The 22,721-nt window shown below is 68.3% G+C and carries 18 protein-coding genes; 13 read left to right on the top strand and 5 right to left on the bottom strand.

Annotation, left to right across the window (positions count from 1 at the left end):
• Positions 1-6: 6 nt before the first annotated feature.
• Positions 7-1,638 carry a TldD/PmbA family protein gene (locus AC5P9I_RS18475; protein WP_064237382.1) on the bottom strand — a complete coding sequence of 544 codons (1,632 nt, stop codon included), beginning with the start codon at positions 1,636-1,638 and terminating at the stop codon, positions 7-9.
• 757 nt (positions 1,639-2,395) lie between these two features.
• On the opposite strand from AC5P9I_RS18475, the gene AC5P9I_RS18470 reads away from it, so the two are divergent.
• On the top strand, positions 2,396-3,010 hold the full coding sequence (locus AC5P9I_RS18470; protein ID WP_057493703.1) for a DUF938 domain-containing protein: 615 nt from the start codon (positions 2,396-2,398) through the stop codon (positions 3,008-3,010).
• A gap of 83 nt (positions 3,011-3,093) precedes the next feature.
• Here the strand turns inward: AC5P9I_RS18470 and AC5P9I_RS18465 are convergent, their stop codons facing one another.
• A complete protein-coding gene (locus AC5P9I_RS18465) occupies positions 3,094-6,780 on the bottom strand; it encodes an indolepyruvate ferredoxin oxidoreductase family protein (RefSeq protein ID WP_495217384.1) in 3,687 nt (1,228 codons plus the stop codon).
• A gap of 169 nt (positions 6,781-6,949) precedes the next feature.
• Here AC5P9I_RS18465 and AC5P9I_RS18460 point away from each other — a divergent pair, with 169 nt between their 5' ends.
• A complete protein-coding gene (locus tag AC5P9I_RS18460) occupies positions 6,950-7,585 on the top strand; it encodes a tetratricopeptide repeat protein (RefSeq protein WP_049466260.1) in 636 nt (211 codons plus the stop codon).
• Positions 7,586-7,969: 384 nt separating this feature from the next.
• Here the strand turns inward: AC5P9I_RS18460 and AC5P9I_RS18455 are convergent, their stop codons facing one another.
• Complete coding sequence (locus tag AC5P9I_RS18455; RefSeq protein ID WP_049466262.1) at positions 7,970-9,454, bottom strand: AAA family ATPase; 1,485 nt, start codon at positions 9,452-9,454, stop codon at positions 7,970-7,972.
• 123 nt (positions 9,455-9,577) lie between these two features.
• On the opposite strand from AC5P9I_RS18455, the gene AC5P9I_RS18450 reads away from it, so the two are divergent.
• From AC5P9I_RS18450 to AC5P9I_RS18410, 9 genes are all read left to right on the top strand, one after another.
• Entirely contained in the window at positions 9,578-10,207 is a 630-nt protein-coding gene (locus tag AC5P9I_RS18450; protein ID WP_005420986.1) for a nucleotide-binding protein, read from the top strand.
• A 39-nt stretch (positions 10,208-10,246) separates the two neighbouring features.
• Entirely contained in the window at positions 10,247-10,723 is a 477-nt protein-coding gene (locus AC5P9I_RS18445; RefSeq protein WP_049466266.1) for a SixA phosphatase family protein, read from the top strand.
• A 4-nt stretch (positions 10,724-10,727) separates the two neighbouring features.
• The gene (locus AC5P9I_RS18440; RefSeq protein ID WP_049466268.1) at positions 10,728-11,345 is read left to right on the top strand and encodes a YceI family protein; all 618 of its coding nucleotides are present in this window, start codon (positions 10,728-10,730) and stop codon (positions 11,343-11,345) included.
• Positions 11,342-13,390 (top strand): phospholipase D family protein, encoded by a 2,049-nt coding sequence (locus AC5P9I_RS18435; protein WP_049466270.1) that lies wholly within the window; start codon positions 11,342-11,344, stop codon positions 13,388-13,390. Before AC5P9I_RS18440 ends, AC5P9I_RS18435 begins: the two co-directional genes overlap by 4 nt.
• A gap of 10 nt (positions 13,391-13,400) precedes the next feature.
• Positions 13,401-13,835: a hotdog fold thioesterase gene (locus AC5P9I_RS18430; protein ID WP_049466272.1), complete on the top strand. Its 435-nt coding sequence runs from the start codon at positions 13,401-13,403 to the stop codon at positions 13,833-13,835.
• Between the two features lie 118 nt (positions 13,836-13,953).
• Positions 13,954-14,745 (top strand): lysophospholipid acyltransferase family protein, encoded by a 792-nt coding sequence (locus tag AC5P9I_RS18425; RefSeq protein WP_049466274.1) that lies wholly within the window; start codon positions 13,954-13,956, stop codon positions 14,743-14,745.
• Positions 14,746-14,797: 52 nt separating this feature from the next.
• Positions 14,798-15,787: a YheT family hydrolase gene (locus tag AC5P9I_RS18420; protein ID WP_049466306.1), complete on the top strand. Its 990-nt coding sequence runs from the start codon at positions 14,798-14,800 to the stop codon at positions 15,785-15,787.
• 56 nt (positions 15,788-15,843) lie between these two features.
• Positions 15,844-17,913 (top strand): tetratricopeptide repeat protein, encoded by a 2,070-nt coding sequence (locus AC5P9I_RS18415; protein WP_130768349.1) that lies wholly within the window; start codon positions 15,844-15,846, stop codon positions 17,911-17,913.
• Positions 17,914-17,923: 10 nt separating this feature from the next.
• Positions 17,924-18,535 carry a YbhB/YbcL family Raf kinase inhibitor-like protein gene (locus AC5P9I_RS18410; protein ID WP_049466278.1) on the top strand — a complete coding sequence of 204 codons (612 nt, stop codon included), beginning with the start codon at positions 17,924-17,926 and terminating at the stop codon, positions 18,533-18,535.
• A 157-nt stretch (positions 18,536-18,692) separates the two neighbouring features.
• On the opposite strand, the gene AC5P9I_RS18405 is transcribed toward AC5P9I_RS18410, so the two are convergent.
• Positions 18,693-19,523 carry an META and DUF4377 domain-containing protein gene (locus AC5P9I_RS18405; protein WP_057493698.1) on the bottom strand — a complete coding sequence of 277 codons (831 nt, stop codon included), beginning with the start codon at positions 19,521-19,523 and terminating at the stop codon, positions 18,693-18,695.
• A gap of 73 nt (positions 19,524-19,596) precedes the next feature.
• The gene (locus tag AC5P9I_RS18400) at positions 19,597-20,391 is read right to left on the bottom strand and encodes an undecaprenyl-diphosphate phosphatase (RefSeq protein WP_057493697.1); all 795 of its coding nucleotides are present in this window, start codon (positions 20,389-20,391) and stop codon (positions 19,597-19,599) included.
• Between the two features lie 222 nt (positions 20,392-20,613).
• On the opposite strand from AC5P9I_RS18400, the gene glnA reads away from it, so the two are divergent.
• Both glnA and AC5P9I_RS18390 read left to right on the top strand, forming a co-directional pair.
• Positions 20,614-22,023, top strand: coding sequence for a type I glutamate--ammonia ligase (gene glnA / locus AC5P9I_RS18395; RefSeq protein WP_019661939.1), 1,410 nt, complete (start codon positions 20,614-20,616; stop codon positions 22,021-22,023).
• A gap of 346 nt (positions 22,024-22,369) precedes the next feature.
• Positions 22,370-22,708: a P-II family nitrogen regulator gene (locus tag AC5P9I_RS18390; protein WP_004134334.1), complete on the top strand. Its 339-nt coding sequence runs from the start codon at positions 22,370-22,372 to the stop codon at positions 22,706-22,708.
• Positions 22,709-22,721 lie beyond the last annotated feature (13 nt).

The raw sequence follows: 22,721 nt of genomic DNA, 5'->3' as shown, positions 1-22,721 counted from the left end.
GGTGGCTCAAGCGCCGAGACTGCGCGCGGTGTTGATGATGTTGATGCCGTTGAAGCGGGTGGTGGACGAACCGTGCGAGACCGCCGAGACCTGGCCGGGCTGGCCCTTGCCATCGAAGAACGAACCGCCCAGGCGGAAATCCCGCTCGTCGCAGATGGCAGTGCAGGCATTCCAGAATTCCGGCGTGCGGATCTGGTAGGCCGCGTCCTCGACCATGCCGGCGATCTTTCCGTCCTTGATCTGGTAGTACAGCTGGCCGCCGAACTGCGCGTTGTAGCGCTGCTGGTCGATCGAATACGACCCGCGGCCATGGATGTAGATGCCGTTCTCCACGTCCTTGATCATGTCCTCGACGCTGAGCGGCTGTTTGCCCGGCGCCAGCGAGACATTGGCCATGCGCTGGAACTGCACGCTGGACCAGGAATCGGCATAGCTGCAGCCGTGCGAGGCATCGCGGCCGAGGATGTGGGCTTCATCGCGGGTGGCCTGGTAATCGACCAGGATGCCGTCGCGCACCAGGTCCCAGCGCTGGGTCTTGACGCCCTCGTCGTCGTAGCCGACCGCACCGAGGCTGCCCGGCTGGGTCTTGTCGGCGAAGAAGGTGACGATGTCGCTGCCCCAGCGGAAGCCGGCGTCGCGCTTGTCCAGCGTGGCGAAGCTGGTGCCGGCGTAGTTGGCTTCGTAACCGAGCACGCGGTCCAGCTCCAGTGGGTGGCCGACGTTCTCGTGGATGGTCAGGAACAGGTTGGACGGGTCCAGCACCAGGTCGTACTTGCCGGGCTTCACCGACGGCGCCTTCAGTTTCTCGCGCGCGTGGCGCGCGGCCGCAATGGCATCCTCGACCGGGTCGTAGGAATCGCGGTAGGCGGTGATGCCACCGGGCAGCTGCACCTTGCCGCGCGCATCGCCATCGAGGAACTCGTAGCCCATGCCCATCGGCGACGACAGCCCGGCGCGGGTGCGGAACTTGCCGCTGGCCTTGTCGATGGCGGTGGCGGTGAACGGCAACCAGATGCGGTGGATGTCCTGGTCGATGAACGAACCGTCGCTGGAGGCGAAGTATTTCTGTTCGTTGACCAGGAACAGGGTGGAATTGATGTAGTCGGCGCCCGCATTCAGCGCGGCCGCATTGAGTGCTAGCAGCAGCTCGACCTTGTCCTGGATCGGCACCGCCATCGCGTTCCTGCGGATCGGGGTCTGCCAGCGCACCTCCCCGACCGGCGGCGTCGGCGCCAGCTGCACCGGCCGGGTCTGGATGCTGGCGTTGGCGCGGGCGATCGCGGCGGCCTGCTCCACCGCCGCGCGGACCGCGGCCTCGGTCTGCTGGTGGGTGGCGGCGAAGCCCCAGGCCCCGTTGACGATCACCCGCACGCCCACGCCGGACGATTCGCGGTTGGTCACATTGCCGACCTGGTGCTCGCGGGTGATGACCGACTGGTTGAGGTAGCGGCCGATGCGCACATCGCAGTAGCTGGCCTTGGCCGTGCGTGCGGTCGCCAGCGCAACGTCCGCCAGGCGTCGGCGCTGGAGGGGGTCGACCGGGGCGAGCAGTTGCTCGGCGGCGATGGCACGGGAATGCGGCAGCAGCAGGCCCGCCAGGCCCAGACCGGAAAAAGCCAGGAACTCACGTCGTTGCACAGCGTTTCTCTCTCTCGCTTGCGTGCGGTTGGCAACGGGCCGGACCGATCACGTCAACTCCTCGACTTTCGCCAGCGCGGCGCCACCGGGCAAGTGACTGCAGTCATGGTTGGGAGGGTTTCGGCAGGGCTGCGCCCTGCACCTGCTCAATGCAGCGGCAAAGGCAACGGCCAAAGCCAGAGCGGCATTCCGTGGGATGGCGGGGCGGTATGGGTGGGCAGGACACGCCGTAAACCCCCAGACCGGCCCAGCCGCTGGCGGCTGTGCGTTCGGGCGCTTGCGAAGCAGTGCTTCGCAAGCAAAGCGCCCTCACCCCTGGGGGCTCGATGGCGCCATCCATGGCGCCAACGGTCCTGCCCACCCACACCGCCCCGCCTCTGACAGATTTCCTCGGCTGTTGGTAGGTGTCGACCTTGGTCGACACATCTGTCAGATATCGAAATAGAACCGGGGTCAGATCCGTTTTCCTGCGGAAAACGGATCTGACCCCATGATGTCCCGACAGATCGCAGAAAACTGTCGAAGGCGGGGTGGGTCCGGTTGCGGGGGCGTGAGCGCCATGGATGGCGCGACCGAGCCTCCATGGACGGATTCACGGCGTCCCCCGCAACCGGATCCGCCCCGCCAACCCACAGGAAGTCCGCTTTTGACGTTGCTTCGGCCTTTGCCGTTGCTCCTGCGGGTGCAGGGCTGCAAGCCCTGCCGAGCAACCCCCCCTCGTGCACAATGGGGCCGACCCCGCCTGGACACCGTCCTGATGTCGAGCAAGCCGTATTCAGCAGCCTGCGAGCGCAACCGCGAACCGATCGCCGCCGCGCTCGACCCGTGGATGGGCGACCGTCATCGGCTGCTGGAAATCGGCAGTGGCACCGGCCAGCACGCGGCGTTCTTCGCCGAGCGTTGGCCCTGGCTGCGCTGGCAGCCCACCGACCATCCGGACCATCTGCCCGGCATCGAGGCCTGGCGCGCGGAAGCGGCGCTGCTGAACCTGCTGCCGCCGGTGGCACTGCAGGTGGAGCTGCCGCCGGCGAACGGCCTGAGCCTGCCGGAAGGCAGCATGTTCGACGCCGCATTCAGCGCCAACACCCTGCACATCATGAGCTGGGCGCACGTGCAGGCACTGTTCGCCGCACTGCCTGCGGTACTGCGCCACGGCGCGCTGCTGGCGGTGTATGGCCCGTTCAACTACGGCGGTCGCTACACCAGCGACAGCAACGCGCAGTTCGACGCCTGGCTGAAGGCGCGGGATCCGCGCAGCGGCATCCGCGACAGCGAGGCGGTGCAGGCGCTGGCGGCCGACAACGGATTCACCCGGCTGGGGGATGTCGCGATGCCGGCCAACAACCGGTTGCTGCTGTGGCGGCTGGGCTGAACCGCCGGTAGTGCCGGCCGCTGGCCGGCACCGATTGCCAGGATGGATGCCGGCCAGCGGCCGGCATTACCTGTTCCGTGGCCTTACGCCACCTGCACGATGTGCAGCGCCTTCGGGTTGCGCCACTGAGCCAGCAGAACCGCTTCGCGCGCCTTGGCCTGTTCGAAATGCGCTTCCTTGACGTGGCCGAAGCCGCGGATGTGCTCGGGAATGCTGGCGATCTCCACCGCCAGTGCCAGGCGATCATCGTCCAGGCCATCCAGCAGCACCTGCACGGTGGCCTCGTAGTCGGTGATCAGCGTGCGTTCCATGCGGCGCTCGGCCGTGCGGCCGAACACATCGAAGCGACCGCCACGCAGGAACTTCAACCTGGCCAGCAGGCCGAAGGCCTTGAACATCCACGGCCCGTATTCCTTCTTCAACAGCCGGCCCTGCTCGTCCTTCTTCGCAAACAGCGGCGGTGCCAGGTGGAAGCGCAGCTGGTAGTCACCCTCGAACTGCTGCTGCAGGCGGCGCTGGAAGTCGCCGCTGGTGTACAGGCGGGCCACCTCGTACTCGTCCTTGTATGCCATCAGCTTGAACAGATAGCGGGCCACGGTCTCGGTCAGCGCGGTGGAGCCGCCGATGCGATCGGCTTCGGCGCGGCGCACGCGCTCGACCAGGCTGCGGTAGCGGTTGGCGTAGGCCGCGTCCTGGTATTCGACCAGGAACGCGGCGCGGCGCTCGATCATTTCATCCAGCGAGCGCGACAAGCGTGCGTCGTCCAGCGGCAGGAACGCCACGTCCCCGCCGTGCGCAGGCAGGCCGCGCAGTTCGCGTTCGTCACCGGTGTTGCGCGGTGCCGCGGTCGCACCCCATTCATTGCCTTCCCACTCGCCCGGCGGCAGCGGATGCAGCGGGCCCAGGGTGGATTCGGTGTCGGTGTGGCGGTTGCGCACCAGGCCGGCGGCCTGCTGCACCGCCTGCGGGTCGACCACGGCCAGGCGGCCCCAGGCAAAGGCCTGCTGGTTCATCGCCACGGCGGCACCGTTGAGTTCGATGGCGCGCATCAGCGATTCGAACGACAGCGGCACCAGGCCCTGCTGCCACGCGTAGCCGAGGATGAACAGGTTGGCGGCGATGGCATCGCCCAGCAGGGCGGTGGCCAGCTGGGTGGCATCCAGCAGCAGCGGCTCCTGGCCGCCCAGTGCCACGCGCACGCCGGCGATGATGTCGGCGGCCGGGAACTGCATGTCCGGGCGCGTTGTGAAGGTGCCGGGCATGGCTTCGTAGGTGTTCAGCACGACCTGCGAACGGCCGGCACGTACCTTCGACAATGCCCAGTAGTCGTTCACCACCACCATGTCGCAGCCCAGCACCAGGTCGGCCTCACCGGCGGCGATGCGCACGGCGTGGATGTCGTCCGGGCGGCGTGCAATGCGGATGTGCGTGGTCACCGCACCGCCCTTCTGCGCCAGGCCGGTCTGGTCGAGCACGGTCGCGCCCTTGCCTTCCAGGTGGCCGGCCATGCCCAGCAGCGCACCGATGGTCACCACGCCGGTACCGCCGACGCCGGTGATCAGGATGTTCCAGGGCTGTTCCAGCGTGCCGCGGATGGTTGGTGCCGGCAGATTGTCCAGCAGGGTGGAGGCATCGCGCTTGCTGCCCTTGCGCGGCTGGCCGCCGTGCACGGTGACGAAGCTCGGGCAGAACCCGTTCACGCAGGAATAGTCCTTGTTGCAGTTGGACTGGTCGATCTCGCGCTTGCGCCCGAACTCGGTTTCCTTCGGCAGCACCGACACGCAGAAGCTCTTCTTGCCGCAGTCGCCGCAACCTTCGCAGACCAGCGAGTTGATCATCACCCGCTTCTGTGGATCTTCCAGCTTGCCGCGCTTGCGGCGACGGCGCTTCTCGGTGGCACAGGTCTGTTCGTAGATCAGGATCGAAACACCCTTCACTTCGCGCAGGCGCTTCTGCACCTCATCCAGTTCGCTGCGGTCGTGGAACTCGACATCGCTGGGGAAGTGCTCGCGCTGGGCGGTCCACTTGCCGATGTTGTCCGACAGCACCACGATGGTGTGGATGCCTTCGGCGCGCATCTGCCTGGCGATGTCCGGCACGCTCAGCGGGCCGTCCACCGGCTGGCCGCCGGTCATCGCCACGGCATCGTTGTAGAGGATCTTGTAAGTGATGTTGACGCCGGCGGCGACCGCCTGCCGGATCGCCAGCGAACCACTGTGGAAGTAGGTGCCGTCGCCGAGGTTCTGGAACACGTGGGGGGTATCGGTGAACGGCGCCTGCCCGGCCCAGGTCACGCCTTCGCCGCCCATGTGGGTGAAGGTATCGGTGCTGCGGTCCATCCAGGTCACCATGTAATGGCAACCGATGCCGGCCAGCGCACGCGAGCCTTCCGGCACGTTGGTGGACGTGTTGTGCGGGCAGCCCGAGCAGTAATGCGGCACGCGCGGGAAGCTGGCGCGCGGCAACGCCAGCTCGGCTTCCTTCTCCTGCATCCACTGCAGGCGCTGCTCGATCGACTCGTTGTTGAAGAACTTCTGGATGCGGCGGCCGATCACGCCGGCGATGGTGGCCGGGGTCAGTTCACCGGTGGACGGCAGGATCCATTCGCCGCTCTCGTCGTACTTGCCGACGATGGACGGGCGCTGGCCCCAGCTGGCCGGCCAATTGAAAAACTGTTCCTTCATCTGGCGCTCGATGAAGGCACGCTTCTCCTCCACCACGATGATGTCTTCCAGGCCCTGCGCGAAGCGCGCGATGCCCTGCGGCTCCAGCGGCCAGGTCATGCCGACCTTGTACACGCGGATGCCGATGTCGGCGCACGCGGCTTCGTCCAGGCCCAGGTATTCCAGCGCCTGCAGCACGTCCAGGTAGCTCTTGCCGGTGGTGACGATGCCCAGCCGCGCGCGCGGCGCATCCATCACCACCCTGTCGATGCCGTTGGCGCGGGCGAACGCCTGTGCCGCCTTCACCGCATAGCGGTGCAGGCGCATTTCCTGGTCCAGCGGCGGGTCCGGCCAGCGGATGTTGAGGCCGCCCGAGGGCATTTCGAAGTCTTCCGGCAGCACGATGCGGCGCGCCATCGGGTCGACCTCGACCGAGGCCGACGATTCGACCGTCTCGGCGATGGTCTTGAAGCCGACCCAGCGCCCGGTGTAGCGGCTCATCGCCCAGCCCAGCAGGCCCATGTCCAGGATGTCCTGCACGCCGGCCGGGTTCAGCACCGGCATCATCGCGCTGACGAACTCGTCCTCGCTGCCATGTGGCAGGGTCGAACTACGGCATGCATGGTCATCGGCGGCCAGCGCCAGCACGCCGCCGTAGCGCGAGGTGCCGGCGGCATTGGCGTGCTTGAACACGTCGCCGCAGCGGTCCACGCCCGGACCCTTGCCGTACCACATGCCAAACACGCCCTGCACGTTGGCGCCGGGGAACAGGTTGGTCTGCTGGGTGCCCCACACCATGGTGGCGCCCAGGTCCTCGTTCAGGCCCGGGGTGAACTTCACCCGGGCGGCTTCCAGGTGCTTGCGCGCCCGCCACAGCTCCAGATCGAAGCCGCCCAGCGGGCTGCCGCGGTAGCCGCTGACGAAGCCGGCACTGTCGATGCCTTCGGCGGCATCGCGCAGGCGCTGCATCAAGGGCAGCCGTACCAGCGCCTGTACGCCACTCAGGTAGATCCGCCCCTCGTTGCGGGTGTACTTGTGGTCGAGCGTGTAGTCACGGTCGATCAGGTCGGCGGAAGAGGGCGAAGTGAGTTGCGCGGTACTGGTCATGGCTGGCCCGGTAGGATCGGCTGGCACCGGCCGCGTGCGGGCACGCGGCGGGAAAGGCGCGAATTGTAGCAGCGAGGCTCCGGCCGCCCCGGCACTCGCGCCCGCAGCCATGCTGCGGTTAGGATCGGGGAGAGAGAGGGAGGCTGCAGTTGCGGTCTGGGGAGATGGGATGTCAGTTGCAGGAAAGATCCTGGGCAGCATGCTGCTGGTCTCGGGAACGGCCCCGGTGTGGGCCGCGCCGGTCGTGCCGGCACCACAGGAGTTCTACTTCGACAGCGATGCGGCCGCCGCGCCGATGGTCGTGGTCCAGGCCGAAGGTGATGCGCTGGTGGCGCAGCTGCTGAAACAGCGCGAACGCGGCCGGCGTACGGTCGAAGCCACCGTCCAGCTGGCGTCGGTGGCCATCGCCCAGGGCCGCACCGAACTGGGGGAACAGCTGTATCGCGAGGCACTGAAGGATGCGCCGGTGCAGGGCAGCCTGGGCCGCGGCGTGCGCTGGAATTACGGCTGGGACCTGCTGCGCCAGGGCAAGGCCGAGGCCGCCCTGGAGCAATGGCAGGCCGCCGCCGGTGGTTCACTGAGCAAGCCGGCCTGGTTGCCGCCCACCTATGCGCTGGCGTTGTGGCGGGCCGGGCAGAAGCAGGAGGCGGTGCAGTGGTATGCCGCGGCGGTGCGCACCGAGCCGGCGCAATGGAGCGACAGCAGCCGCTATGCGCAGTTGCTGCCGTTGTGGCGTGACGACGAGCGCGCCTCGCTGGCGGAAGTGCAGCAGGCGTGGGCGGCTGCCCCGCCGGCCTGGCCCTGAGGGTAGGGGGCGGCCGGGTTGCACCCGGCACCCGTAGAGGCAAGGGCTGGAGCCAAAGCCAAAGCCAAAGCCAAAGTGGGTTTCCTGAGGGATGGCGGGGCACTGTGGGTTTGCGGGGCCGCCGTAAACCCATCCATGGGGCTTGGTCGCCGCATCCATGCGGCTCACACCCCGCAAACCCACAGTACCCCGCCTCCGACAGGTTCCAGCGTCTGTTGGTAGGTGTCGACCTTGGTCGGCACGGTCGATCCACGCCATGCGTGGATGCGATCTGCCCGGGATAGAAATCGAACTGGGGTCAGATCCGTTTCCCAGAGGAAAACGGATCTGACCCCATGCGCTCAAGAGCGGCCAGCCAAGCGCTTTTGTTTTTGCGCTTCCACTTTAATCGTCCGCGGAAACCGTCCGCCCCGACGCCCATGCCCGCAGGGCCTCGACCTGCTCGGCCATCAGCACCGACAACGGTCGGGTCGCGCGGATCTCGTTCATCAGCAGCTCGGTGTCCAGCGGCCGGCCTTCCGCATGCGCTGCATACAGCCCGGCCACGATCGCCTGCTCGATCTCCGCGCCGGAGAAGCCATTCGCCGCGGCCGCCAGCGCCGGCAGCGCGAAGTCGTCACCATTGAGCTGGCGCCGGCCCAGGTGCAGCCGCAGCAGCTCCACACGCACCTCAGGCGTGGGCAGGTCGACGAAGAAGATCTCGTCGAAACGGCCCTTGCGCAGCAGCTCGGCCGGCAGCTCGTGCACCTGGTTGGCAGTGGCGACGATGAACACCGGCGCCTTGCGCTCGGCCATCCAGGTCAGCAGGTAACCGAGCACGCGGCGCGACACGCCGCCGTCCTCGCCACCGCTGGCCAGGCCCTTCTCGATCTCGTCCATCCACAACACGCAGGGCGCCAGCTGCTCGGCCGAGGCCAAGGCCTGGCGCAGGTTGGCCTCGGTCTCGCCGTGGTACTTGTTATAGAGCGCGCCCACGTCCAGGCGCAGCAGCGGGACGCCGAAGCCGGCGGCCGTGGCCTTGGCCAGCATCGATTTGCCGCAGCCCTGCACGCCCAGCAGCAGCATGCCGCGCGGCGGGTCCAGGCCGGCCGGTGCCGAACCGGCGATGAAGGCCACCCGGCGCTGGTTGATCCAGCGCTTGAGCCGGTTGGCGCCGGCCACGTCACCGAAGCGCGCGCTGTCATGCTCGAAGAACAGGTGGCCGCTGCGGTTGAGCAGCTCGAACTTCAGCCGCGCCAGCTGCGGCAGGTCGTCATCGCGCAGCGCACCGTCGGCGTAGATCAACTGGCGTGCGATGCGGCGGGCATCGACCAGGCTCAGGCCCTGCAGGTTCTTCAGGATCTTCTTCACTGCCTCGCTGTCGACCTCGACGCGGCGGCCGCCGTGCTCGCGGGCGTAGGCGTCGGCCTCTTCGCGCAGCATCTTCAGCAGCGCGTTGGCATCGGGCAGTCGCGGGTTGAAGCGCACCGCCAGCGCTTCCAGCTCGGCCGGCAGTTCGACCTTGGCGCCGATCAGCACCAGCACATGCGGTTCGCTGTGGCGGCGCTGGATCAGGTCGCGCAGGGCGCGCTGGTGGCTGGCATAGCCCAGGTAGGGGTGGAAATCGAGCAGCAGGTAGACGCCACGCTGGTCGGCCTGGCGGATCATCTGCAACGCAGCGCTGGCATCGGGGGGGCCGACCGCCGCGTCCTCGCGGTCCAGGTCGATGCGGCGCAGGCCCTCGGTGATGGACCAGCGGTGCAGGGCCCGCCACACATGCATCAGCGTCTGCCGGAACAGCTCGACGATGCGACCCTCGTCCTGGGTCTCGATCACGATCAGGGGGGTGTTGGCGCGGATCAGTGCGCTCAGGTCCTGCAGTTCGCTCATGGCGGTTCGATCCTTCGGGGGCGCCACGATAGCAAAGGCGATGGCCACCGGTTCAGCACGGTGCTACCTCCCGTCACCACCGCCGGTGTACGCTCGGGGCACGTACCCGGAAGCGAGGCTGGCATGAAGACGATCCTGGTGGCCGGTTCCAAGGGCGGGGTGGGCAAGACCACCGTCGCCACCCACCTGGCCGCGTACGCGGCATTGCAGGGCAAGGCCACGGTGATCGCCGATGCCGACCCGCAGGGCTCCAGCACCCGCTGGGCGCAACGGCGTGCCGGGCTGGAGAGCGCGGTGCTTCCCATCGACGTGTATCGGAAGAAGCAGTGGGCGCAGAAGCTGCCCGACGGTACCGATACCGTCATCATTGATGCGCCGGCCGGTGCGCTCGCCGACGATATCCCCCATTTCCTGGACGCGGCCGATGCCGTGGTGGTGCCGGTGCTGCCCTCGGCGCTGGATATCGAAGCCATCGTCGGCTTCCTCAACAGCCTGGCCCAGAACCCGCGCGTGCACAGCCGCAAGCTGCCGGTGGGGCTGGTGCTCAACCGTACCAAACCCTGGACCCAGACCTCGCAGCAGGCGCTGCAGATGCTGGCCGAGTGGCCGTACCCGGTGGTCGCGCAGCTGCGTGACAGCCAGAGCTACGTGGTCATGACCGGCCTGGGCCGCAGCCTGTTCGACTACCGCTCGGCCCAGGTGCGCGAGCACCAGGCCGACTGGGAGCCGCTGCTGTCCTGGCTGAAGCTGTAAGGCTGCACGTCTCCATCCTCTTTTTCATGGAAACCCGCGATGCGTGAATTGATCCTGCTGCGCCATGCCCATGCCGAACCGGCCACCCCCGGCCAGGCCGACCTCGACCGGCCGTTGTCGCCGGTCGGTCTGGCCGAAGCCGAGGCCGCCGGCAAGTGGCTGAAGGACAACAACCTGTTGCCTGACTGCGTGCTGTGCTCGCCGGCGCGGCGCACGCGCGAGACCCTCGAGGCGGTGCTGGCCGCCATCGGGTATGTGGAAAAGCGCCTGGAAGACCGCATCTACGAGGCCACCCCGGGCACCCTGGCGGCACTGGTGGATGAGCGCCGCGACCTCGATCGGGTGCTGATCGTCGGCCACAACCCGGGCCTGGAGCGCCTGGTGGCGCTGATGACCGAGGGCACCAGCAGCGACTACCGTGGCATGCCGCCGGCCGGCATCGCCGTGCTGGGCTTCCCGCGCGAGGCCACGATCGAACCGGGCGTGGCCAGCCTGAACGCGTTCTGGTGGCCGTGATCCGATGAGCCGGGTGCGGCGCGGCCGCTTCCTGCTGCCCGCGTTGCTGGCGCTCGGCCCGGCCTGGGCCGCGGCGCCCCCGCCGACCCCGTTGCCGGCGGTGTCGGCCGAAGCACCCCGGCCATTGCGCCTGGATACCCAGCGCTCGCGGATCGGTTTCGAAGTGCGGACCCGCTTCGGCCAGCGCATCGAAGGCGTGTTCCCGCACTTCGAGGGGCGCATCGAGATCCTGTCCGACGGCCGCCACCAGGTGCACCTGAAGATGTTCACCCGCTCGGTGGAGATCCCCGGCAAGGCGCGCTATACCGGCTGGATGCGCGGCGAGGAGTTCTTCGATGCCGGGCGCCATCCGGTGGTCGAGTTCGACTCGCTGCCCTACTGGCCGGAGACCGTGGAGCAGGGCGGCGACATCCAGGGCCGGCTGACCCTGCGCGGCATCAGCCATCCCGAGTCGCTGCGGGTCGAGAAAGCGGAGTGCGCCCGACCCGGCTATGATTGCGATGTCGTCAGCCGCGGTACCGTGCAGCGAGGCCGGTATGGAATGGACAGCTGGCAGCTTGCCTTGAGTGACCGAGTGACCTTCGTATTGCGTGCGCGCCTGAGCGAGGCGCCGAAACCGTGAACCTCCTGCTGCGTGTACTGGCGCTGGCAACCGTGTTGCTGGGCAGCGGTTGTGCATCCCTCTCGCATGCCGAACGCGATCGCGCCGAGGCGATCGCCGTGCAGGCGCGCTCCAGCCAGGTGGACTGCCAGCGCGCCGACCGCTGCGCTCAGGACTCGCCGCTGCGCGCGTTGGCCGGCCGGGCGTTCACCGAATCCACCCCGCAGCAGCCGCGCCACTACGCCACCCTGCTCGACGAGGGCGAGGGTGCCCTGGTTGCGCGCCTGAACCTGCTGCGCAGCGCCACCCGCAGCATCGACCTGCAGACCTACATCTTCGACAAGGACGACAGCGCCCGGCTGGTCATCGACGAGCTGCTGGCCGCATCGCGGCGCGGGGTGAAGGTGCGGGTGCTGATCGACCAGCTCTCGGCGATCTCCGACCTGCAGATCCTCGGCGCGCTGTCCGGCGCCCACCAGAACTTCCAGCTGCGGGTCTACAACCCGACCTTCGGCAAGGCCCGGCTGAACTACTTCGACTATGCCGGCAGCGTGCTGTGCTGCTTCCGCCGCTTCAACCAGCGCATGCACAACAAGCTGCTGGTGATCGACGATGCGATCGGCGTGGTCGGAGGCCGCAACTACCAGGATGACTATTACGACTGGGACCGCGAGTACAACTTCCGCGACCGCGACGTGCTGATTGCCGGCCCCGAGGCGCGTGCGATGGCAGCCAACTTCGATGCCTTCTGGCGTGCCCAGCGTAGCGTGCCGGCCGAGCGCCTGAACGATGTCGGCCGGACCCTGCTGCGCGAAGGCGTGCCGGCCCTGCCACCGGCCAGCTTCCGCCGCCCCGAGCGGGTGCAGCGGGTCAGTGCCGAGGCCAACGACATGGACTTCGTCACCCGCGCGTTCGTCGATACCGCGCTGCCGGTGGCGTCGGTGCGCTATGTCGCCGACCTGCCACGCAAGCACCGGCGCCAGAAGGCCGATGCGCCACTGGCCGGCCAGCACGTGACCGAGCCGCAGCTGGATGCGCTGATCGCTGGCGCGCAGAAGGAAGTGATCCTGCAGACCCCGTACCTGGTGCTGTCCAAGCCGGCGCAGGCGCTGTTCCGCGAGCTGCGCAAGCGACCGCAGCCGCCGCGGGTGGTGGTGTCCAGCAACAGCCTGGCGGCCACCGACAACCCGATCGTGTATGCGCTGTCGTACAAGTACAAGCGGCGCAACATGCGCGAACTGGGCTTCAACATCTTCGAGTACAAGCCGTTCCCGCTGGATGCCCCGGTCGACTACCGCAACCTGCTGCCTGATCCGATCGCCGCACCCGGGGGCGACGACGACGGTGGACGCAACCCGCTGATCGGCGGCAGCGCCGCCGGCAGCAATGCCGGCGACCGCCGCGACGCGCCCGCGGCGCCTGCCAGGCAGGCGCCGGTGAACCATCCGCGCACCGGCAGCGCGTACCAGAACGCACGCGAACGTCGCCGCGCGGCCGGCAGCGAGGTCGAGACCCGCCTGCTGCGCACCGAGACGCGGCCCTCGTTCCTGGGCAGCAAGGCGGTCAACAAGCCGCTGCCGGTCACCCGCAAGGGCGCGCGCATGGGCCTGCATGCCAAGTCGCTGGTGGTCGATCGCCGCATCGGCGTGGTCGGCACCCACAACTTCGATCCGCGCAGCGAGAACTACAACACCGAAGGCGCGGTCATCATCGATGACCCGGCCTTCGCCGAGCAGCTGGCCGAGAGCATCCTGCGCGACACCCACCCGCAGAATTCGTGGACGGTGGCCCCGCGGGCCAAGCCGCCGGTGCTGTCCGGGCTGAACTACAGCGTCGGCAAGGCCTCCGAAGCGCTGCCGATCCTCGACTTCTGGCCGTGGCGCTATGCCACCGACTACGAGTTCAAGCCCGGCCCGGACTGCCCGCAGCCGCTGCCCCGGCAGGACCCGGACTTCCACCGCTGCTACGTTGCCGTGGGCGACTTCCCCGAGGTCAATGTCGGCCCGAAGTGGCTGCTGGTCCGCATGCTGACCGCATTCGGTGCCGGCCTCGTTCCCATCCTCTGAAGGTGCCCGCATGACCCAGGTGTTCCGCGAAGCCGTTTCCCTCGAGCAGCTCAATGCGCTGAGCCGCAACACCGCGATCGCGTCGTTGGGCATTGTCTTCAGCGCGGCCGGTGACGACTGGCTGCAGGCCACCATGCCGGTGGACGAGCGCACCCGCCAGCCCTACGGCATCCTGCACGGCGGCGCGTCGGTGGTGCTGGCCGAAACCCTGGGCAGCAGCGCCGGCAACCTGTGCGTGGATACGGCGCAGCAGGTCTGCGTGGGCCTGGAAATCAACGCCAACCATGTGCGCGCCGTGCGCTCGGGCACCGTCACCGGCACCGCGCGCGCGCTGCACGTCGGCCGCAGCACCCAGCTGTGGGAGATCCGCATCGAAGATGAGCAGGGCCGGCTGGTATGCATCTCGCGGCTGACCCTGGCGGTGGTGGCGGCCGGCCACGGCTGAGCCCCGGAAGGCCGGTGACGGCAGCAGAACCCAGCGTTCCCTGCCGATTGCCCCGGTCAATGGCAGTTATGGCCTAAATCGGCTGGCAGCGATGACGGCCCTCCGGTATCGTGCGCGGATGACTTCCCCCACTCCGGCCCCCCGCGGCGGCGTGGCGCGTGTGTGCCGTTACCTGTACCGCGTACCGCTGCTGTTGGTCCACATCATCGTGTTCCTGCCGCTCATCCTGATCGGCATGCTTCGGCCGTGGGGCGAACTGCGCGTGGGCGAGGCGACCCTGGGGGCCAAAGTGGTCAACTGGTGGCAGGGGGGGCTGATGTGGATCTTCGGCTTCCGCCTGGTGCAGATCGGCACGCCGCTGCCCGGCGCCGTGCTGTTCGTCGCCAACCACGTCAGCTGGGTCGACATCTGCATCCTGCACAGCCAGCGCATGATGGGCTTCGTCGCCAAGCGCGAGATCGCCAGCTGGCCGCTGGTCGGGTGGCTGGCCGCGCGTGGCCAGACCATCTTCCACCAGCGCGGCAACACCGAATCGCTCGGTGGCGTGATGCAGGTGATGGCCGATCGCCTGCGCGAAGGCAAGGCGGTGGGCGTGTTCCCGGAAGGGCGTACCCGCGGGGGCCACGAAGTTGGCCCGTTCCATGCGCGCATCTTCCAGGCTGCGGTGGAAACCGGCGTGCCGGTGCAGCCGGTGGCGCTGGTGTACGGGGCCAACGGCGATGCGCAGACCATTGTCGCCTTCGGCCCCGGCGAGAGCTTCTTCGCCAATTTCCTGCGCCTGCTCGGCGAGCCGGCGCGGCGTGCGGAAGTGCATTTCCTGGCACCCATCGGTGCGCAGGACCTGGAAGGCCGTCGGCGCATCGCGGAGACGTCGCGCGCGCGCATCGTGGCGGCCATGAGCACCGGGTGAGGGTGCGGTGGCCCTGATCCCGCCACCCGTCCTGGACGCCGGCACGCCGACGTTGCACGCGGCTGACTACCAGCCGCCGCGCTGGCTGCGCAACCCGCACCTGCAATCGATGCTCAGCTCCAGCCGCATGCGCCTGCAGCGCGGCCTGCTGTTGCTGGCCGCGACCGGCGCGGTCAGCGAAGAGCTGATTCTCGATGGCGGCGATGGCGTGCGCCTGCAGGGCTGGCACAGCCATATCGAAGGCCGCGAGCCCAAGGGCATGGCGCTGCTGCTGCACGGCTGGGAAGGCAGCGCCGAATCCAGCTACATGCGCATGGCGGCCGCGCGCATGCTCGAGCAGGGCTTCGACGTGGTACGGCTGAACTTCCGCGACCACGGCAATACCCATCATCTCAACCCCGGCATCTTCCACTCCAACCTGATCGACGAAGTGGTGCATGCCGCGGGCGACATCGCCCAGCGCTGGCCGCAGCTGCCACTGGTGGCCGCGGGTTACTCGCTGGGCGGCAACTTCGTGCTGCGCCTGGCCCTGCGCGCGCCGGCGGCCGGCGTGCCGCTGCTGCGCGTGGCGTCGGTATGCCCGGTATTGGACCCGGGCTTGACCATGGAGAACATCGAGAACGGTCCGGCGATGTACGACTGGTATTTCCGCCGCAAGTGGGCCGGTTCGTTGCGGCGCAAGCGCGATCTGTTCCCCGAACTGAGCGACTGCGACGACCGCGTGCTGAAGCTGGACATCCGCGCGCTGACCGCCTGGCTGGTCGAGCGCCACACCAGCTTCGGCTCGTTGCAGGCCTATTTCGATGGTTACTCGATCGCCGGCGATCGCCTGGCCACGCTGCAGGTGCCGGCCGACATCCTGATGGCGCAGGACGATCCGGTGATCCCGTACGCGACCTTCAGCGACTGGCAGCTGCCGCGCCAGGCGCACCTGGAAACCGCCTGCTGGGGAGGCCACTGCGGCTTCCTGGAAAACTGGCGGGGGGATGGCTTCTCCGAACGCTGGGTGGCGCAGCGGCTGCGGCGCGTGCTGCAAGGCTGAACCGGCACGGGCGCGCAGGCCGCTACAATGCGGGTTTGCCCTTGAACCGGACCGCCATGCAAGACCAGATCATCCAAGCGTTGCGCCAGAACGAGGCCGACCAAGCCGTGCAGCTGGCCCAGGCATGGACCCACGATGAACCCGGCCAGGCCGCGGCCCACCGCTGGCTGGCGCTTGCGCTGCAGCAGCAGGGCAGGGCCGAGGACGCGATGGACGCCCTGCAGCAGGCGCTGCAGCTGGCCCCGGACGATGCCCAGCTGCACCTGCAGCACGCCGGCCTGCTGCTGGCCCTGCGCCAGTTCGAGGGCGCCGGCGAGGCCCTGACCCGCACCACCGGGCTGGACCCGAACGCGTTTGCCGCGTACCTGATGCAGGCCCACCTGGCGATCGGCCGCAATGATTTCGACGAAGCACAGCGACTGTCCACCCTGGCTTCGCGCGTCGAACCGGACCACCCGGAACTGCTGACCATCGACGGCATGATCGCGCTGCGCCGCGATGACCCCGATCGCGCGCTGAGGCTGCTGTCGGCCGCCAACCAGGCCCAGCCCAACGACCCCCGCGTGCTCTACGCACTGGGCTTCGCCTACCTGGGCAAGAACATGCTGGCCTTCGCCGAACAGGCATTCCGCCGCGTGCTGGAGCTGAACCCGGCGATCTCCTCGCTGCATGGCCTGGTGGTGCAGCTGGCCATGCGCCAGGGCAACCTGGAAGCCGCCGCCGAAGCCATGCAGGTCGCGCTGCAGCAGCAGGGCATGGATACGCCGTCGATGCGCCGCCTGGCTGGCGAACTGGCGCTGCGCAGCGGCCAGCCGCTGCAGGCGCTGGAACACCTGCTGCCGTTGCTGGAATCGGCGCCCGACGACCGCGAGGTGCTGCAGCTGCTGCTGATGTCCTGGCAGCGCCTGGGCCGCGAAGACGAAGCACGCGCACGTCTGGATGCCGCGCTGGAGCAGCACCCGCAGCTGCACGACCTGTGGCTGGCGCGCCTGGCGGTGGAAGAGGTCGGCAGTCCCACTGCTGCCGCCACGGTCGAGCGCTGGATGGACACGATGCCGGGCCACCTGCCGGCGCTGGAAGCGCGCCTGCGGCTGCACGACATGGTGGGCGAACACGCCCAGGCCGAAGCGATCGCCGAGCGCATCGTCAGCCTTGAGCCGGGCCGCGTCAGCGGCGAGACCCGCCTGGTCGAAGGCCTGCTGCAGCGCGATCCGGCCGCCGCCATCGCCCGCGTGCAGGCGCTGATCCAGATGGCCCCCGAAGGCCACCGCGCCGACCTGCGCACCTGGCTGGGCGAGATCCAGGATCGCGCGGGGCAGCACGAAGACGCGCTGCAGACCTGGCTGGCGCTGCAGGCCGACCAGGCACCGCAGCGCCTGCCGCTGCCGCCGCAGGCCAAGGCGCCGCCGAGCTGGCCGGACAAGGGCGAGATCGATGCGCAGGCCACTTCCGCGCCGATCTTCCTGTGGGGGGCACCGGGGTCGGGCGTGGAACGCGTGGCAACCGGCCTGGCCGCCGCCAGCCCGGTGCTGCGCAGCGACCGCTACACCTCCAGCGCACCCGACGACGCGTTCCAGAACTACCACACGCTGCAGGACCTCGCTTCCGGCGTGCTGACCCCGGAGCGGCTGGTGCAGCGCTGGCGCGAACAGCTGCCGTCGCGCGGCGTGCAGGACGACGCGATCATCGACTGGCTGCTGTGGTGGGACAACGCGCTGCTGTGGGCGCTGCGCCCGCAGCTGCCGCAGGGCCGCCTGCTGGTGGTGCTGCGCGACCCGCGCGACATGCTGCTGGACTGGGTGGCCTACGGTGCGGCCGCGCCGCTGGCGATGACCTCGCTGGCCGAAGCCAGCGAATGGCTGGCGCGCGCGCTGGCCCAGGTTGCCGCCCTGCACGAGGACGACCTGTATCCGCAGGTGCTGCTGCGCATCGACCAGATCGGCAACGATCCGCAGGCGATGGCCGATCTGCTGGGCCGCCTGTTCGAACGGCCGATGCCGCCGGCCGCGCAGCTGGGCGCGCCGCGGTTCCCGCCGGGCCACTGGCGCAACTACCGCGACGTGATGAGCGCCGCCTTCGCCAAGCTCACCCCGATCGCGGTGCGCCTGGGCTATCCGGAAGAGTGAGGAGAATGCAATGCAGCTGAGCAGCCACAGCCTGGCCAATGGTGCGCCGATCGACCGTGAGTTCGCCGCCGGCGATGCCGCAGGTTTCGCACCGGACCGCAATCCGCACCTGGCCTGGAGCGGGGTGCCGGAGGGCACCCGTTCGTTCCTGCTGGTATGCGTCGACCCGGACGTGCCGACGGTGCCGGAAACGGTCGGGCGTACCGACATGAGCGTGCCGCGCGACCAGCCGCGCTGCGATTTCGTGCACTGGGTGATGGCCGATATCCCGGCCTCGGTGCGCGAGATTGCCGCAGGCAGCTGCAGCGACGGCTTCGTGGTGAAGGGCAAGTCCGCACCGGCCGGCCCGGCCGGCAGCCGCCAGGGCCTGAATGACTTCACCGGCTGGTTCGCAGGCAATCCGGACATGGCCGGCGATTATCTGGGCTATGACGGCCCCTACCCGCCGTTCAACGACGAACGCGTGCACCGCTACTTCTTCCGCGTGTTCGCGCTGGACGTGGCGTCGCTGCAGCTGCCGGAACGCTTCACCGCCGCCGACGCCTACCGGGCCATGCACGGCCACGTGCTGGCCGAAGCGGCGCTGCACGGCACCTACACGTTGAATCCGGCGCTGGGCTGAGGCGGCATGACGGGTCGTGCCGGCCGCTGGCCGGCAACGCCCGTGTGCTGCCGGATCCGCGCAGGGCAGCCGGCCAGCGGCCGGCTCCACCCACAACGAAGAAGGGCGGCCTTGCGGCCGCCCTCCACCCGTCAGCCGACTGGCAGTCGGCTCTACATCACTTCTCGATGGCCGACTCGACCACCATGTCCAGCACGTACGCCTGCGACGGCGCATCGGCCGGCGGGTTCTTCACCTCGTAGCGCTTCACGCGCACCACGTTGCGCACGCCGTCTTCGTGGGTGTAGCCCTCGATGGTGCCGTAGAAGTTCTCGAACTTGCCCGGCTCACCCTGCTTCAGGCCCTTGTCGTCGAACTTCACTTCGCGCACCTGCAGGCACTGGTAGTCCGGGATCAGCGGGTGCGAGCACTTCTCGGTCTTGGCCGCCACTTCCAGGAACACGGTCTCGCCGGCGCCGCCATAGCGGGTTTCAGCGGTCGGTTCCGGGTTGAACACCAGCACGTCGCCCTTGGCGTTGGTCAGGGTCAGCGTGCCATCGGCACCCTGCTCGGCCTTCAGCTCGCCCTGCAGGCGGCTCGACACGGCCTCGTCCAGCGCCATCAGCGCCTTGTCGGTGCAGGCCATCATGGTCGACGCCATCGCGCTGACGCTCAGCTTGCCAGCGTCGAAGGTGTAGCCGCCGCCCATGCGGTTGCAGGTGTTGCTGACCGACAGGCGGCCCTCAGCGAAGTCCAGGGTGACCGGCTTGTCTTCGCGGGCGAACAGCGCGTCGATGCGCTTGCCGTCGGCGCCGGTGGCCTGCTGCAGCCGCCAGTGCTGGCTCTGCAGGCGCTGCGCATCCAGGTGCGCCAGCGTCTGCTGGTCTGCTGCCTTGGCCGCGGCCGGGGCCACGTCGTCGCCGCCGGTGCCGGCCGGGGCCGGGGCCGGGGTCTGGCTGCAGGCGGCCATCAGGGCCAGCGGAAGGAGCAGGGTGAGCTTGCGGTTCATGGTGATTCTCCTTGGGGAACCGTGGGGGAAACGGAGCGGGGCCGGCAACGGGGTTGCCACGCCCCGGCGCTGTTCAGCTGCCGGATGGCAACCACAGCAGCAGTGCCGCGCCCAGCGCGATGCGGTAAAGGGCGAAGGCGGTGAACGTGTGTGACTTGATGTAGCCCATCAGCCACTTCACTACGACGAAGCCGGTGACGGCTGCGGCAAGGAAGGCCACGCCCACGTCGGCCCAGTTCTCGCTGCCCAGCTGCCCGGCCCTGGCCATTTCCAGGAAGGTGTAGGCGCTGGCGGCGAACATGGTGGGAATACCCACCAGGAACACGAACTCGGCCGCGGCGGCACGGCGGCTCAGGCCCAGCAGCATGGCCAGGAAGATCGCCGAGGCCGAACGTGAGGTGCCGGGGAACACGCCGGCCACCACCTGCGCCAGGCCCACGCCGATGGCCACCGTCCAGGTCACCTGGTCGCGGTCGGGCAGGCGTGCGGTGTAGGCCTCCACCAGCAGCATCCAGACGCCGCCGATGATCAGCGCCCAGGCCACCGGGCTGACCGTCTCCGGCAGTGACCAGCCGGCCTTGCGCACCACCAGGCCGACCACCGCGGTGACCAGGAACGCAGCGCCCAGCTTGAACACGTACTCGCGGTTCTCGCGCTGGTTGAAGCCGGTGGCCAGCTGCAGCAGGCGCTGGCGGAACACCAGCACCACGGCCACGATGGCGCCGGCCTGGATGACGATGTTGAAGAAGTCCGAGCGGGCTCCCAGCCAATGCTGGGCAATGAGCAGGTGGCCGGTGCTGGAGATCGGCAGGAATTCGGTCAAGCCTTCGAGGATGCCCAGCAGCAGGGCGGAGAGCAGGTCGGACATGGACGGTGCGTGCACGCGCGGCGGAAGGAAGAAGGTCGAGAGGATAGACGATCCCGCTGCACCAAACGGGTGCGTGCGGTACCCCGCGCACCCGTTTGGTGCGCGCCGTTCTGCACTGGTGCGGGGCGGGCTTAGTGAAATCAACGACTTGCGGTTCGCAAAAAGTTGGCACGGTCATTGCTGTACCTCAGCAGGCATTCATCCCCATCCGAGGTCGTACCGATGTCCGTGGAAAACGTTGAGAAGCTGATCAAGGACAACCAGATCGAATTCGTCGATCTGCGTTTCGTGGACATGCGTGGCGTCGAGCAGCACGTCACCTTCCCGGTCAGCATCGTCGAGCCGTCGCTGTTCGAAGAAGGCAAGATGTTCGATGGCAGCTCGATCGCCGGCTGGAAGGGCATCAACGAGTCGGACATGGTGCTGCTGCCGGACCCGTCCAGCGCCTATGTTGATCCGTTCTATGCCGATCCGACCCTGGTGATCAGCTGTGACATCCTCGACCCGGCCACCATGCAGGCCTATGGCCGTTGCCCGCGCGGCATCGCCAAGCGCGCCGAGGCCTACCTGAAGTCCTCAGGCATCGCCGAAACCGCGTTCTTCGGCCCGGAGCCGGAGTTCTTCATCTTCGACTCGGTCCGTTTCGCCAATGAAATGGGCAACACCTTCTTCAAGGTCGATTCGGAAGAAGCCGCCTGGAACAGCGGCGCCAAGTACGACGGCGCCAACAGCGGCTACCGCCCGGGCGTGAAGGGCGGTTACTTCCCGGTTCCGCCGACCGATACCCTGCACGACTTGCGCGCTGAGATGTGCAAGACCCTTGAACAGGTCGGCATCGAGGTGGAAGTGCAGCACCACGAAGTGGCCACCGCCGGCCAGTGCGAGATCGGCACCAAGTTCAGCACCCTGGTGCAGAAGGCCGACGAACTGCTGCGCATGAAGTACGTGATCAAGAACGTCGCGCACCGCAACGGCAAGACCGTCACCTTCATGCCCAAGCCGATCGTCGGCGACAACGGCAGCGGCATGCACGTGCACCAGTCGCTGTCCAAGGGCGGCACCAACCTGTTCTCCGGTGACGGCTACGGTGGCCTGAGCCAGCTGGCGCTGTGGTACATCGGCGGCATCTTCAAGCACGCCAAGGCCATCAATGCCTTCGCCAACTCGGGCACCAACAGCTACAAGCGCCTGGTGCCGGGCTTCGAGGCGCCGGTGATGCTGGCCTACTCGGCCCGCAACCGTTCGGCCTCGTGCCGCATTCCGTGGGTGTCCAACCCGAAGGCACGCCGCATCGAAATGCGCTTCCCGGATCCGATCCAGTCCGGCTACCTGACCTTCACCGCGCTGATGATGGCCGGCCTGGACGGCATCAAGAACCAGATCGACCCGGGTGCACCGAGCGACAAGGACCTGTACGACCTGCCGCCGGAAGAAGAGAAGCTGATCCCGCAGGTCTGCTCCTCGCTGGACCAGGCGCTGGAAGCACTGGACAAGGACCGCGAGTTCCTGAAGGCCGGCGGCGTGATGAGCGATGACTTCATCGACGGCTACATCGCGCTGAAGATGCAGGAAGTGACCAAGTTCCGCGCGGCCACCCACCCGCTGGAATACCAGCTGTACTACGCCAGCTGACCGGGCGCGATGGCGGTGGGTTCCCCCTCCCACCCGCCGCCATCGCTTCCGTTTTCGCGGCTGGGGAGCCGCAAGGCGGGCGCAGGCCCGCCGTTGTAGAGCGGACTGTCAGTCCGCTGCATTGGAACGCGGGCCTTTGGCCCGCTTATCCAGGGGCAAGAGAGAGACCGGATACGCGACCAGGGCCGCCCTCCCTCCCGCGTCGGTCGTGCAAGGAGAGAGGCACGGCCGTCCCGGCCCTGTATGTGTCCGGTGCAACAGCCACGGTCATCATCCTGATGACCCGTGGTTGCCTGATGCCAACGCGCGCTGGCGCGCTGGCCCCATCCACCATCGGGACATGCGCATGAAACTGATCTCCGCCATCATCCGACCGTTCAAGCTCGACGAGGTCCGCGAGGCCCTGTCCGATGCAGGCGTGTCGGGCATCACCGTGACCGAAGTGAAAGGTTTCGGTCGCCAGAAGGGCCACACCGAGCTGTATCGCGGCGCCGAGTACGTCGTGGATTTCCTGCCCAAGATCAAGATCGAAACGGTGGTCACCGACGAGCGTGCCGACGCGGTGATCGAAGCGATCCAGTCGTCGGCAGGCACCGGCAAGATCGGTGACGGCAAGATCTTCGTCACCGCCGTTGAACAGGTCATCCGCATCCGCACCGGCGAAATCGGTGCCGACGCGCTGTAACCCCCTTCCGGAG

It is taken from the genome of Stenotrophomonas sp. YJH_SMC_29, assembly GCF_059371235.1.
This window is presented reverse-complemented; position numbering and strand designations above follow the sequence as displayed.